13 protein-coding genes are annotated in these 13618 nt (G+C 67.9%); 6 read left to right on the plus strand and 7 right to left on the minus strand.

Features of this window, described 5'->3' with window-relative positions; all coding sequences use genetic code 11:
• From J7E88_RS31540 to J7E88_RS31555, 4 genes are all read right to left on the minus strand, one after another.
• Nucleotides 1-1546, minus strand: a 1546-nt coding sequence (locus J7E88_RS31540; protein WP_215186871.1) for a hypothetical protein, incomplete at its 3' end; no start/stop codon positions are given.
• Nucleotides 1543-2166, minus strand: coding sequence for a WhiB family transcriptional regulator (locus J7E88_RS31545; protein ID WP_215186872.1), 624 nt, complete (start codon nt 2164-2166; stop codon nt 1543-1545). The genes J7E88_RS31545 and J7E88_RS31540, both read right to left, overlap by 4 nt.
• Nucleotides 2167-2313: 147 nt before the next feature.
• A complete protein-coding gene (locus J7E88_RS31550) occupies nt 2314-3030 on the minus strand; it encodes a hypothetical protein (protein WP_215186873.1) in 717 nt (238 codons plus the stop codon).
• A 2-nt stretch (nt 3031-3032) separates the two neighbouring features.
• Entirely contained in the window at nt 3033-3923 is an 891-nt protein-coding gene (locus J7E88_RS31555) for a helix-turn-helix domain-containing protein (RefSeq protein ID WP_215186874.1), read from the minus strand.
• Between the two features lie 1032 nt (nt 3924-4955).
• Here J7E88_RS31555 and J7E88_RS31560 point away from each other — a divergent pair.
• Nucleotides 4956-5834: a helix-turn-helix transcriptional regulator gene (locus J7E88_RS31560; protein WP_215186875.1), complete on the plus strand. Its 879-nt coding sequence runs from the start codon at nt 4956-4958 to the stop codon at nt 5832-5834.
• Between the two features lie 255 nt (nt 5835-6089).
• Here the strand turns inward: J7E88_RS31560 and J7E88_RS31565 are convergent, their stop codons facing one another.
• The 3 genes from J7E88_RS31565 to J7E88_RS31575 all read right to left on the minus strand — a co-directional run bounded on the left by J7E88_RS31565 (nt 6090) and on the right by J7E88_RS31575 (nt 8893).
• Nucleotides 6090-6719, minus strand: a complete 630-nt coding sequence (locus J7E88_RS31565; RefSeq protein WP_215186876.1) for an HAD-IA family hydrolase — start codon at nt 6717-6719, stop codon at nt 6090-6092.
• Nucleotides 6720-6983: 264 nt separating this feature from the next.
• Nucleotides 6984-8225, minus strand: a complete 1242-nt coding sequence (locus tag J7E88_RS31570) for an MAB_1171c family putative transporter (RefSeq protein WP_215186877.1) — start codon at nt 8223-8225, stop codon at nt 6984-6986.
• A gap of 146 nt (nt 8226-8371) precedes the next feature.
• Nucleotides 8372-8893, minus strand: coding sequence for a hypothetical protein (locus J7E88_RS31575; protein ID WP_308307681.1), 522 nt, complete (start codon nt 8891-8893; stop codon nt 8372-8374).
• A 345-nt stretch (nt 8894-9238) separates the two neighbouring features.
• Between J7E88_RS31575 and J7E88_RS36870 the strand changes: the two genes are divergently transcribed.
• The 5 genes from J7E88_RS36870 (at nt 9239) to J7E88_RS31595 (ending at nt 13607) form a co-directional block, all read left to right on the plus strand.
• Nucleotides 9239-9373 carry a hypothetical protein gene (locus J7E88_RS36870; RefSeq protein ID WP_285427631.1) on the plus strand — a complete coding sequence of 45 codons (135 nt, stop codon included), beginning with the start codon at nt 9239-9241 and terminating at the stop codon, nt 9371-9373.
• Complete coding sequence (locus J7E88_RS31580) at nt 9370-9645, plus strand: Ku protein (RefSeq protein WP_215186879.1); 276 nt, start codon at nt 9370-9372, stop codon at nt 9643-9645. Before J7E88_RS36870 ends, J7E88_RS31580 begins: the two co-directional genes overlap by 4 nt.
• 8 nt (nt 9646-9653) lie before the next feature.
• Nucleotides 9654-9812, plus strand: coding sequence for a Ku protein (locus tag J7E88_RS31585; protein WP_215186880.1), 159 nt, complete (start codon nt 9654-9656; stop codon nt 9810-9812).
• Between the two features lie 94 nt (nt 9813-9906).
• Nucleotides 9907-11136 (plus strand): tyrosine-type recombinase/integrase, encoded by a 1230-nt coding sequence (locus J7E88_RS31590; RefSeq protein WP_308307682.1) that lies wholly within the window; start codon nt 9907-9909, stop codon nt 11134-11136.
• The gene (locus J7E88_RS31595; RefSeq protein ID WP_308307683.1) at nt 11133-13607 is read left to right on the plus strand and encodes a site-specific integrase; all 2475 of its coding nucleotides are present in this window, start codon (nt 11133-11135) and stop codon (nt 13605-13607) included. Before J7E88_RS31590 ends, J7E88_RS31595 begins: the two co-directional genes overlap by 4 nt.
• Nucleotides 13608-13618: the final 11 nt, after the last annotated feature.

Consider the following 13618-nt stretch of genomic DNA (forward strand, 5'->3'; position numbering starts at 1 on the left):
CGATCATTGAGATTCTCCTTGTCTTCGTGGTGTCGTCGCTCCGCAGCTGCTGGAGGACGAGGCTCAGCCGGTCGTTCCGGCCGCCCCGGAGGCCCTCGCGCCGCAGGATCTCCCGCAGCTGAACCCGGGTGACGGACTCGTTGCCGTCCCGTGCGAGCAGCTCGGGGACGTGAGGGCGGACCTGCTGGACGAGCTGGTCCACCGACTGCTCCGGCTCGCGCGGCGGACGCTGCGTTTGTGGGCCTCCAGACCGGCCACTTCGCTTCCCCTTGCCCTTGGCCTTCGTAGTCGGCTTCCGGCGGAGGGGAACCTTGTGTCCCCGGTCCCCGGTGGGCTCGGTCCCCGTGTCGGCGCCCCCCGGTCCCCGGTCCCCGGCGGGGTCGGTCCCCGTGTCGGCGCCCCCCGGTCCCCGGTCCCCGGCGGGGTCGGTCCCCGTGTCGGCGCCCCCCGGTCCCCGGTCCCCGGCGGGGTCGGTCCCCGTGTCGGCGCCCCCCGGTCCCCGGTCCCCAGCGGGCTCGGTCCCCGCGTCCCCGCCCTCGGTCCCCGCCTCATGTTCCCTGGTCCCGGGGACCAGTCCCCCCTCCTCACGCGGTCCCCGGTCCCCGATCAGTTCGGCGGGACGGCGGGGACCGGTTGAGGGGACCGCCGCACTCTGCGCCTGCGGCGAGGGGACTGTGGCCGCCGTGGCACTGCCATGTGGCGGGGACCAGGGAGAGGGAAGCGGGACCGTGGCGAGCGCGAGGGCGTGCCGACGGGCGGCGAGCTGGTCGAGCAGCTGCGCGCGCTGGAGGGGGTCGGTGCCGACCGAGGCCCTGCCGAGGGCCTTCGACAGCCGCCGGGTGAGGCGTCGGCCGCGCCAGCTCTGCTGCTGCTCGGGCGTGCGCTCCGCGAGGCGGGCGGCGAGGGCGACCGCGCGGGTGGTGGCCCGGTCACGGGTGATCTGTGCGGCGTCGCGGTCTCGGGCGGCGATGCCGAGGCGGGATAGCAGGCGTTCGCGCACCTCCCGCCCCAGGGTGGCGATCAACCCTCGGGACGCGGCGCCCGGGGTACGCAGGCGCAGTTCGATGCCCATGGCGAGGTGCCACAGCATCGCCGCCATGATCGGGCCGACGAAGGCGCGGACGGTGCCGCCGACAGCGCCGCTCTCGGCGAAGGCGGGGATCACCTGCACTCCGGTGATCACCCAGACCAGCGTGCCGGGCAGGCCGGGTGCCCCCTGGGTGGCCAGGTTCTGCCGGGCCATCAGCGCGGTCGCGAAGAGAGCGAGTTCGGCTGCGGCGAACATGGCGACGCGTTCGGCGGTGCCGGCCATGTTGAGGTAGTCGGCGGCGAAGCGCCAGCTCGTGTCCGCGCTGTAGGCAGTGCAGCCGAGCGCGGCGAGCGCGGCGACCTTGACCGCCGGGCTGCCAAGACGTTTCTGCGGGCGGGTGTCCCGGCGCCGGATCGCCCAAGCGGTCAGCATCAGGACGAGGGCGGCGGGCACGCCGATCGCGAGGAGGAGAGGCAGGTCCGTAGCGGCACCGAGGGACAGGACGGGGTGGGTCATGCTGCCTTTCCAAGAGGGGCGTGCACAGAGGTCACCGGCTGCCGTGTACCGGGCTGGGCGGGCGCGGGGCCGCCTGCGGTCGGGGCGGCCTTCTTCCGCTTCTTCTTTGGCCGGGGCACGCCGTAGGTGCGGTCGCGGTCGAAGACCTTGTTGGCGGCCTGCCGCAGCAGGTCACGGGCATGCTTGTGGCTGATCTGCAGCGCGGCGGCGAGCCGGGCGGGTCGCCAGCCGCGGACGTAGGCGTGGTCGATGACGACCTGGCGCTCGGCCTCGGTCAGGTGCACGTCGCGTCCGTTGAAGAAGGCGATTACGCGGCTGTAGTCGAGGCGCTGAGGCAGCCCGTCGTGCCAGGGGCGCCGCTCGGCTTCGGTGAGCCCGCCCCAGACGCCCTCCTTCAGGACGTTCTCCAAGGCGTAGTTGAGGCAGTCGCGGCGGACCGGGCACAGGCCGCACAACTCCTTCGCCTCGGCGATGGCCTCGTGGTCCCGGGGGAGCGGGAAGAACACGGCGTCGGCGTCCTCGGGGTCCATGCCGTGGCACACACCGCGGCTTTGCCAGCTGGTGTCGCCGATGCCGCGCAGGCCGGTGGGTGGCGCGTCGTGGGTGGTGATGTGGCGCAAGGGGGTCTCCGATGTGCTGCCGCGTTGGCCGGGCGGGGCCAGCGCTGGGGCGGACGCGGCGTCGGGTGCCGGCTGCGGCGCAGGGAGGTGCGCCGCAGCCGAGGCGGGACGGTGGTGTGGTGGCGGTGCACCGGCCTCGCGCGCCGGTCAGGACATCGCGGGCTGGCGGACCTGTTCGGTCTGCTGGGGCTGCTGTGCGGCGGCGAGGTCGAGGCGGCCGGGGTGCGGGGTGGCGCGCGGGGCAGTTCCGCGGGCTCCGCCGTCGGGGCCGACCCTTCGGCGGCGGCACGGCTCACCGGGCTGGGCCAGGCACCACTCGCAGCGGACGCTCAGGGCGTCCGGCTGTCCCTGGGCGACGGCAGCCTCGCGCGCGGCTCGGGCGGGCCGGTAGGGCGCGAGGGCGGCTCGGGCAGCGGGCGGTATGCAGGAGCCGATCTCCCGCAGCCGCGCCTTCAGCCTCGGATCGACGCCGTCGCGACCGCTGGTGATCGCCCTGGCCTGTGCGGGCTGCGCGATGCCGGCGGCGACGGCGCGGCGGGCGCCGACCAGCTCGGCGGTCCAGGCGGCCTGGTCGTCCGGGTCGACGGACGGCGTGGGGTCGGAGTGCCGGGCCAGGCGGTCGCGCCGGTAGCTCTCCCAGGGACGGGCCACGTCCGCGGGCAGGATCTGGTACGGCGAGGTGCGGATGTGCTGGCGGGCGGCGACGCGGGCGTCCCAGCCGTGCGGGGTGGCCATCGGCACGTCGCCGAGCAGCTCGTGCCACTGGGCGAGCTGGTCGCGGGCCTCGCCCTGGTCGGTGCGGATGGTGCGGGGGTCGAGTCGGCCGATGTAGGCCAGCAGGGCTGCGATTTCGCGACGGTCCACGGTCAGCCCTCCGTTCCGGTCGGCTCGTCGAGGGCGGCGAGAAGGGCGGCCGTGTGGGCCTCGGCCCGCGTCATGCCGCCCGGCGCTGCGGAAGCTCCGCCGGGCACGGCGTAGAGGTTCGGGCGGCTGGGGGCGTGCTCTCGGGCGATCCAGGAGCGCCAGTCGGCAGCCCAGGCAGCAGCTGGCCGCGGCTTGAAGTCGGCCCGGTGGGCCCGCCACTTCGCGTCGGCCGCTTGCACGCCCTGTTCGCCGAGGCGGTCGAGGTGTCCCTGCTGTCGGGCCCAGGTGTGGGTGGCTGGGTCGACCTGCCACTCGGCAGCGGAGAGGACGGCAGCACCACTGCTGTACCTCCGGTTCAAATCCGGTTCACTACGGTTCTGTATGCCGGTTTCCGGTACATCGCTGTGCCGGTTTCCGGTACGCCGAGGTGCCGGTTTCCGTCGGGACCTACCGGTTTCCGCTACTGCCGGTTTCCGGACCTTGGCGGGGGATTCCGGCACCTCACGCGGGCGGATGCCGTACCGCCGCAGGACCGAGAGCCGCAGTGTCAGGCCCTCCTCCGGATCGTCCGTCGGCGCCTGGCCGTCGTCCTCCTCCAGCTCCCTCTTGGCTCGAGCCACGGCCTTCGCGGCGAGGGGCAGGCGGTAGACCGTGCTGCGCTGCGGGCCGGTGAGGTCGTCGAGCTGCTCCAGCTCGTCGGCGTCGACCAGCCGGTCGATGGCTTCGCGCACCGTGGAGACGGAGGCGCGCGTGCGCTTGGCCAGGCTGGACAGGGAGGCCCAGGAGACGCACTGCTCGTCGGCCACCCGGTCGGCGATCGACAGCAGGACCAGGCGCGCGGTTCCGCGGCTGGCGCTGTGCTCCCATACCCACTCGCGGGCGTCGCTGCTCATCGGCCGCGCCCAGCGGCGGGGCGGGGCCGGCGGTTCGCCGAGGCCGAGATGGTGGGCTCCGGCTCGGGGCACCGAGGCGCCGAGGCGGAGGTGGCTGCCGCGCAGGCCAGGCGGAAGGGCCTTTTGCGCAGGGCAGGAGGCATGCGATACTCCTCGTTGCAGTGTTGCCACGCTGATGCGCCCCTCGGAAGGACTCAGCGTGGTGATGGTGGGCAACCTCCGCCCTTGCCGGGGCGGACATGCCATTTAGCGTTCGGCGTCCGGGAGTTCCGCTCTCGGACGCCGTCGCTGTATGCGGACCTACAGGTCGATGCTGCTGCTCTCCTTACGTCCGTGGTGCCGGGCAGCGCTCCCGGGGGACGACGAACATACGCACGGACCCGTGTCAAGATCCAGAGTTGGTCCTTAAACTCTGTACTGGTTGCAGGGAGTGACGGGGAGTCCCGCTCTTGCGCTTGCCCGGAAGTGCCGACTCATGCCGTGTCCGCCTGAGAGTTGCCGCTCTCGGCGGGGTGGCATCTTCTTGTTCTCGGACACGCCGTCCGCCGGGTGATTGCGGGTGCGCTTGCGTGTCGTACGCCTACAGCTCGCGTACGTGCATCGCCCCACGCCCTTATTTAGGCCATATGGGACCTTTGTAAGATTGGCCGCTTTCGTCCGCTCTGCCAGGTGTTCGGCACTGAACTGGACGGCTGCGAGCCATCAGGCAGCACCGGCGCGGTTGGGGTTGCTACGCGGGGTTGTTCCCGCACGGCCCCGACAGGATGCGGTCGTCGATGAGGGCAGGACCGAATCCGCGGTCCAGTCGCCGGCAACGGCTGGGTACCGAATCCTGCGGCGCGTTGCGCAGGCGGCGACGGCGACGCAGCATGCATGGAGGGTCCTTCCTGGGGCTGGCACCATAGGGAGCTGGAGCCGGCCAGCAGGTGCGATACGGAAACGTACGCCAGTTGCGGAAATGTATCAAGCCTGGGTTACAGTTGCTCTAGAGGACGCCCCCACCGGCCCGATCGCCACCCTGCAGGAGTTCATGTGCCCCCACGTCAGTTCGACGGCAGCCGCGTACGTGCTGTCCGGCGGGGCAAGGACCTCCACCAGAAGGAATTGGCCGAGATGGTGGGCGTCAGCGCCCCCACAGTCGCGCGATGGGAGAGCGGCCAGGACTTCCCCAAGGGCGAGAAGCTCCCCGCGATTGCAGCGGCGCTCGGCCAGCCGCTCGATGTCCTTTTCCCCCACGACGGTGGTCCGCCGGACCTGCAGCTCCTGCGCTGCGACGCCGGCCTCAGCGTCGCGCAGGCCGCCGCGATCATCGGCACGAGCCGCGTGCCGGTGAACAACGCCGAATCCGGCCGGCGCCGGCTCAGTGATGCTTACGTGCAGCCGCTCGCACAGGCGTACAAGGTGTCCAAAGAGGAATTGCTGGCCGCCCAGGACTGCTCGTTCGGACTTCGCCCCGAAGGCTCGCGTGACGAGCAGGCGTCCGCACCTCGCACGGTCGGGGAGAAGATCAACTATCTCCTGCAACACGGGTACGTTGGTCAGGAAGCGCCCTCTGATGAGGAGATCGCACGGCTCGTCAATGAGCATGTGGGCGTGGCGGCCGTCACGGCCGACGACATCGCCGCCCTTCGCACGGGTGCCACAACCGAGGCTTCCGCTGTGGTGCGTGCTGGCCTAGCCCAGGCCCTCCAGGTCGACGAGGCCCTCTTCCAGGACGATGCCGAGGTCAACCCTGCGGCCCGCGAATTCCTGGAGGCACTCCGCTTCCTCAGCTCGATCCACCGAGGGCAGATCCTCGGCCTGGCTGCCCGCGGCAACAGCGCGGGCCTGTCTGCCGAAATGATGGCCCACATCAACGAGCTCGTCGGAGAGTTGAAGCACAAGCTGCCAGAGGTGCAGGACGGGGAGTGACGCCCCCGGCGAGGTGTCTCAGGCGTTTTCTGCTCTCTCCCAGCTTGGCGTCGGATACGGACCGTTGACCGCGCGCGGACCAGCCCATTACGAGCTATCTCGCAGCCGCGTCAATGGCCGACAACAGCGAAGGGACTACGACGATGCCCCTTACTGGGGGCATCGCCGTAGTCCCTTCGCTGTTCCCGACCCCGGCGCTCCAAATGCTCAGCTCCGACATCGAGACCGATCGGACCGCCGAGCGGCCGGCGCCGACTAAGAGGCAGTGAGGTCCACGCCGAGCAGCTCGGAAAGAGTGGCTACCGTCTTCCGGGGGTCCTGGTTGTGAACCCCGGCGAGGCCGAGCTGCTCCGCTGCCCGGACATATCCCTCGGTGTCGTCGACGAAGACGCACTCCTCGGCTGGCAGATCCATGAGCTTGAGCGTGATCTCGAAGAGCTCGGGATCAGGCTTGCGCAGCAGGTGCTGCTCGGAGATCACCACGACGTCGTACAGCCGCTCAAGCTCGAAGCCGTCGTACAGGTCCCAAGGCGTCAAGCCCACGGAGTTGGACAGGATGCCCACCTTGATCCCGGCTCGCCTCGCTGCGGCAGCCGCATTGATCATCAGCGGCTCGGGGCGGAGGTCGCCGAAGATGCGGCCCATCAGGTTGTCAGCCGGCACGCCCAGCATCTTGCCGGCGAACTCGTTCCACTCGGTCTGGGAGACCGCTCCGCGCTCAAGGTCACTGGTGATCCGGACGCCCTCCTCGTTCTTGTACAGGGCCGTGAGGCAAGCGCCCTGCGGAAGACCCTCGCGCTGCTCGAAGGCGAGCACTGCGGGCAGCAGCGGAGTAGTGAGAACGCCTCCGAAATCGAGGATGAGGCCGGTGCGGCGGTTGGACATGCGAGAACTCCAGATTGCTGAGATTTCGGACGCCCATCCAGACCGGATAGCGTCACGGCCCGGCTACGTGTGGCGACGGGAGTAGCTGTGCGTCGCAGGCCAGGGTGCACTTACGGGGGCGGAGCAAGACCTATCAGTCCGCATGACCCACGGTATCAGCCCACTTCATGCAGCAGATGGTGCCAAATCTCACTTAGCAGCACGCATTCAAGATCGCTATGTCGCCTGGTTACACACGTCGGGCAATGCGTCCGAATCGAGAAATCAGGGCTTTCGACCTGGTTCGGATTCCGCCTCTGTGGAGTGCAGGAGAAGCTCCCGAGCTTGATCCGCGGTGATATGCGAGTAGGCCGTGCTGACTCGTGCGAGCCACGCCGCTTCACTATCGGTGTCAACGAACGGTTTGGCTCTCAAACTGCCAGCCGCGTGCGGATTGGCTGGCACGGTGTCAGCGGCCTGGAGCGCGGCCTTAATCCAGTAAGCTTCCGCAGCCGGCTCAGGGTCGGGGAGCGAGACAGTGATGTCCTCGGCGGCGAACATCAAGTCTCGTGGAGCGTAATAGCGCAGCTTCTCGCAAGCGTCAGCAATGTCCTGAGTCCATCGGTCCAGGCGAACATCGATGGGGACGCGGATGTGCATGAGTTCCACGAGGCGCCGTCCTGGTGGATACAGGCTCGTGCCGGGAAAAGCCTTCACCAGGTCAAACCAGAGCGGGTAAGTCCTGTAAAGCGTGCGCAAGGTCTTCCATCGGGCCGCCGCCGCGCGAGTGGTAGGAATGCTCGCGCCCACGGCCACGATCAGGAAGAGCAGGTTCATCCATATCGACGTGGCGTCTACAAGGAGATGCACTGTGGAAGGGCTTAGAGGGAATGCGACGGTAGCCCAAACGATGGTGATACGGGCCACCGTATGGGTAAGGCCCATCCACATCGAAATCCCCATCAAGCGCAGCCCAATACGCATGCTTCTGCACTCGGCCTGTCGCGCCGCCCTCGTCCACTGGTAGCCGCAAACAGCGGTCGTGACGAGCGGGAAGAAGTAGAACACGGTCATGTAGACCGCGACCCCCCATTGCCCAGCGTGGTCGATGAGGAAGTTTTGGCTCGGCGTGTCCCGGTCCACCACGGTGAAAAATAGGACCGTGAGCAGAATGCCGCCTATCGCCCCCGTTTTATATGACGCGCGGGCGATCCAGCGGGAGACCGCCACGTGCCGGGGGACGACTGTCTCCGAGCTCTTCCCGTAGCTGGTGGCGACGTAGGTTAGGGACGCGATGATCGCTGCAGTACTGGCGAAGTGCCTGAGTAGGGCGCTCAGGTCCACGATGGGGATGCGATCCACCGCGTCCATTGCTGCTGGCGTGTAGAGCCACAGAGCCACGGCGAATCCCGCATAGCCGCCCCAGAGCGCGCGGCGGTGAGCATCACCGTACCGAACTGCAGGGAATCGCCATACGGCGATGACGGTCATCACGGCCGCAGTGAGGTATTTAATATAGTCGAACACGGATCCAGTGGGTATCTACGCCGGCTGCGCGTTTGCCGAACCGGAAATTCGGCTGACCGCAGTATTGATTGCCAGGTGGGCTGCGCTATGTGGCGGAAGTCGTAGGGCCGGGAACCGTGCCTCGGCGGTCGCCAGTCGGATCGCGATTAGATTCGGCGCCGCGGTGGGGCGGCGACTGGGTGAGAAAGTGAATGCTCCAGGAGGCTGACCATGTCATCTCCCGTGAACGACTGTCGGCGTGCTAGCCGCTTTATCAAAGAGGCTGAAAGCTCGGCCTGCTTTTCCTCGGGGCTGCCAAAATTCACGCGCCCTTGGACGAGGGTCGACGGGAAACGCCGAAGGACTTCCTGGCGAATGCGCTCAGGGACGTACTGCTCGATCTCGGCATCCGTCAGGGACGTCCCGTGGTTCATCCATTCGTGCGCGAGCTCATGGAGGATTATGTGCTCGGTCTGATTGCGAGTTGAACGGCGGCGATAGAGGATGATCGTGAACTCCGGCGCTTTGACCCGCAGACCGCATGCTGTGCCCAGGCCGCCGTCGGGATCGTCCAGTGGCACTAGCCGAATCTGGCGACCCAACGCGCTCTCCATATTCCGCACCAGCGCCTCGACGCTGAAAGGAGCGGGGATAGGGAGATCGGCGAGCAGTCTCTCGCATTCCTTCACGAGTGCGCGCCGTGAAGGGTCTCTACGCCAACGCATGGTCGCTCCATTGAAATGCCACTGAGGTGTTCGCTGTCAGCCCGCATCCCGATACTCATACGCGGGGGCGTCAGTAGCCAGGAGCTTGTGCTTGAGGCGTGCGGTGATCGGCCGACCCGCCCTGGCTACAGATCGTACAAGGCGGAAAGCATGATCCATGCGGACGGGCGTGTTGTGAAGGTCACCAGGGCGCAATTTGTCTCACAATCTGGATCCCAAGATCGAAATTAGGTGGCGGCGTCTTAATGGATCTTTGAATGCAATCGCCGGCCTTTACCGCCGGGGCGGCCGACCGAACGGGAGGCGCTGGTGGCCGCGCGCTACCCGGTGCGCTGGCCCGACGCCCCCGTACGAGCCCGCCCCGAAGCGGCCCTGCGTCCGGCTCCGCCCGGCGGTGTGGGTGAGATGCACCGCAACCAGCGGCGATGGACGCTGGAGGCATGAAGGCCATCTGGTCAGGCACGATCACGTTCGGGCTCGTGACGCTGCCCGTACGGCTGTACATCGCCACGGAGGAGCACCACGTGCGCCTGCGGGAAATCCACACCGCAGACGCCAGCCGGGTGCGCCACCGACGGGTGTGCGAGGTTGAGGATCGTGAGATCCCGTACGAGGAGATCGGCCGCGGTTGGGAGATGCCCGACGGCCGCCTGGTGCCGCTGACCGATGACGACCTGGAACGCCTCCCACTGGCGACCAGCACGTGGTCGACGTGATGGGCTTCGTGCCCAGCCAGGACGTCGACCCGATCCTCTACAGCAAGCCGTACTACGTCGGCTCCGGTGCCCCGGCAGCCGACCGTCCGTACGCGCTGCTGGTGGAGGCGCTCGCCCGCACCGGGTACGTGGGCGTGTGCAAGATTGCTGTCCGACGTGTTGACTGAACTAAGAAGGCTGTTTTCGCAGGTCAGTGGGCCTTTCTGCTAGCTTCCCGGCATGGTTGATCCACGAGGTCCCAGGCGGGATCTTGCGTCGCTTGTGCTGCCCGAAACCGGCTGGCTGGCTCAGACCGGTGATCCTTGGGAGCCGTACCAGTTACTGGACTCCGCCGGTGACGTGGTGGAGCCCGTGGCTGCCTACTTCGCCGAGCTTCAGGCGGGGCACAGTTCCGGGCTAACGATCCGTTCATATGGCATGGACTTGCTCCGGTGGTTCCGGTTCATCTGGGCCTTGGGGGTCGAGTGGGACCGTGCGGACCGTTCCGATGCTCGGGACTTCGCTCGCTGGATGCTGCTTGCGGAGAAGCCGGTGCGGACACACTGGCGCCGCAGGGGTGAAGGCAGGCCAGCGTCGGCGAGCATGGCGGGCCCGGCTCCGAGCTCTCCGAACTCGGTCACTGGGAAGCCGGCACCGGGACCGAAGTACGCGGCAACGACCCGCGCGCACTGCGAGACCGTGCTGCGGTCGTTCTACGACTTCCATCTCGACCAGGGCACAGGGCCTGTCATCAACCCCTTCCCCCTCGACCGCAGCCGCCGGGCGGGACGAGCGAACGCTCATCACAACCCGATGGAGCCCTTCAAAAGCGAGAGGCAGGGGCGTTACCGGCCCAGCGTGCCCAAGCGGATTCCGCGGCGAATCCCGGACGACCGGTTCAACGAGCTGTTCGCCGGCCTGAGGCACAACCGCGACCGTGCGTTGCTGGCCTTCTGGGTGTCCACCGGGGCCCGGGCCGAAGAACTCCTCACCAGCCGACAGTCGGGTGCCGATCCGGGACAGCAGGTCATCGAAGTGACGCGCAAGGGAACCGGAGAGATCCAGCTCCTGCCGGCTTCCCCGGATGCGTTCATGTGGCTGCGGCTCTACCAAGAGGAATGCCTGCGGGGAGGGGTTCCCCGTGGTCGACATCTACCACTGTGGTGGACGCTGCGGCGGCCATGGCGCCGATTGAACTACCACGCAGCACGCGCGATGTTCGTCCGCGCCAACGAGGTGCTCGGTGCGAACTGGTCGCTGCACGATCTCAGGCATACGGCGGCCTATCGCATGGCCCGCGACCCGCAGCTGCCGCTGACCGACGTCCAATGGGTTCTCGGACACCGGCAGATCTCGACGACGCAGCTCTATCTGAACCCGGACACCGCCGAGGTCACGGAACACGTGCTGGCCTACCACGCTCGCCGAAGCCAGCAGCGTGAAGCTGCACCGCTGCCGCGGCAGGGATACAACGCGACCAGCCTCGCGGTGCTCTTCGGGGAGAAACGGTGACCCACACCTTCATCACTACCGCTGCCACTGACGGTTTGTTCGCCCCCGTGCACCCCCGCGCGGTGGGGCCGAGTGAGGCGATGATGCGCTTGCGTCGTCGTTTCCCCCCACGCCCCGTCCCGGTCGACTGGCCGGGCACGCGACGAAGCAGGGAAGAAATCGGCTGGTGGATCAGGCAAAGGCCGGGCCCTGCATCAACCCTCAGAGCGGTCGCCCGTGGGGCTGACCGCCTCCTGGAATGGCTGGAGGGCTTTCCGGGGGACAACTGGCAGAGCCGTTGGGGGGCCAGCGGGGCTCAGGCTTACTCCGCCGAGGGCTGGCGCGTTGGACGCGTGCCTCCGGTCTTCAAAGCACAGCTCACGGAACGCGAGAAGAATGATCTCTCGTGCGGAATCCGCGCGCTGATCTGCGCTGACGTCCTGCGTCCCGACGTTCGCTGGATCGTGACCCGGAAGTGGCCGGGTCTGCTCGACGCACTGGAATGGCGGGACCTCGAAGGCATCACCGAGCTTAAGGCTCGCGCTGCCACCCGCACAGACCTCCGACCAGCAGCGATTGCCGAGGCACTCGGCAAGATCGCGATGATCCTCGCATGCAAGGGCGGCGGGATCATCGACATCACCGTGGGCGACTGCGTGGAGCTCGCCGAGGCCAGAGACCAGGCACGCGGCCCCCGCAACGGGACCAACAAGAGCTTGTTCTATCTTCTGCTGCACTCCATGGGGATCTTCCCCGAGGACGCGCCAACGACCGTCCGGGTCTTCGGCCGTGCCCGCGGGCAACTCAGCGTCGAGCAACTTGTCGACCGCTACAACCTGGCCTGTCGGCCGATCAGGGACTTGCTTGTCGACTACCTACGTGAACGGCAACCGCAGCTGGACTACACCAGCCTCACTCAACTCTCGCTCATCCTCTGCAAGTTGTTCTGGGCCGACCTGGAAGCCCACCACCCCGGCATCGACTCCCTCCACCTGGAGCCGGCCATCGCTGCGGCCTGGAAGTCTCGGATGCGGACGAAAGTCCGCCGCATTCGCCTCGCCGACGGCACCACAAGTGAAGTCCGAAGCCCGCGGCTATCGGCGTCGGAAGACATGGCGCGGGTCCGGGCCTTCTACTACGACATCGCCCAGTGGGCGGTCGACGATCCTGCCCGTTGGGCCCCGTGGGCAGCACCCTGCCCCATCAGCGACGCCGAAGCGAACTTCACCAAGGAGGTCCGGCGCCGCAAGGCCCGGATGGACCAGCGAACCCGGGAGCGACTCCCGATCCTTCCCCGACTCGTCGAGGCTGTCGTCGCTGAACACAAACTGGCAACGGCCCGACTGGAGGCCGCGCGGGCAACAGCACCTGGAGCGTCCTTCAGGATCGGCGAGGAAACTTGGCACCGCCCCCGTCTTCCCCATGCACACGCCGTATGGGCCGATGATCCACAGGGAGCCCGCCGGAACCTGGAGACCGAAGAAAGCAATGCATTCTGGACCTGGGCGGCTGTGGAAGTCCTCCGTCACACCGGCATCCGGATCGAAGAGCTGCTGGAGCTGAGCCACCACGGCATCATCCAGTACCGGCTACCGACCACTGGGGAACTCGTCCCGCTCCTTCAGATCACCCCATCCAAGTCGGACGAGGAACGACTGCTCCTCGTCACACCCGAGCTGGCAGACGCCCTCAGCCAAGTCGTCAGTCGAGTACGCGACAGCGCGGGAGCCGTGCCATCGGTGCCGGCCTACGACACCCACGAGAAGGTATGGCTGCCACCAATGCCGTGGCTCTTCCAGTACGCCCGCGGTGGCGAGAACCGCAGGATGACCCCCGGCGGCATGCGCAGGATGCTCCGGCGTGCGCTGAACGGTCTGGGCTTGACCGGATCCGACAGGACCCCGCTGGCGTGGACCCCACACGACTTCCGCAGGATCTTCGTCACCGATGCGGTGGCCAACGGCCTCCCGCCACACATCGCCCAGATCATCTGCGGACACAAGGACATCTCCACAACGATGGGCTACAAGGCGATCTACCCAGCTGAGGCCATCGAGGCGCACCGGGCCTTCGTCGCCCGGCGAAGGGCATTGTGCCCCAGCGAGGAGTACCGCACCCCAACCAGCGACGAGTGGGACGAGTTCCTTGGCCACTTCGAGAGACGGAAGCTATCGGTGGGCACGTGCGGACGCGCCTTTGGCACCTCCTGCGTCCACGAGCATGCGTGCGTGCGGTGCTCCATGTTGCGTCCCGACCCTGCTCAGCGATCAAGGTTGGAGGAGATCCGGGACAACTTAACCGCCCGCATCGTCGAAGCCGAGCGGGAGGGCTGGCTTGGCGAAATCGAGGGCCTGCGCATCAGCCTCGCCGGCGCACACGACAAACTCTCCCAGCTCGACGCCGAGGGCGCCCGCCGGCGGCAGACCGTCGACCTAGGCATGCCGACCTTCCGTCAGATCGCTGCCGGCACCAGCACAGCGGAGGGGCCATAACCGTCCCGGGC

Source organism: Streptomyces sp. ISL-10, assembly GCF_018614575.1.
GTDB lineage: Bacteria > Actinomycetota > Actinomycetes > Streptomycetales > Streptomycetaceae > Streptomyces.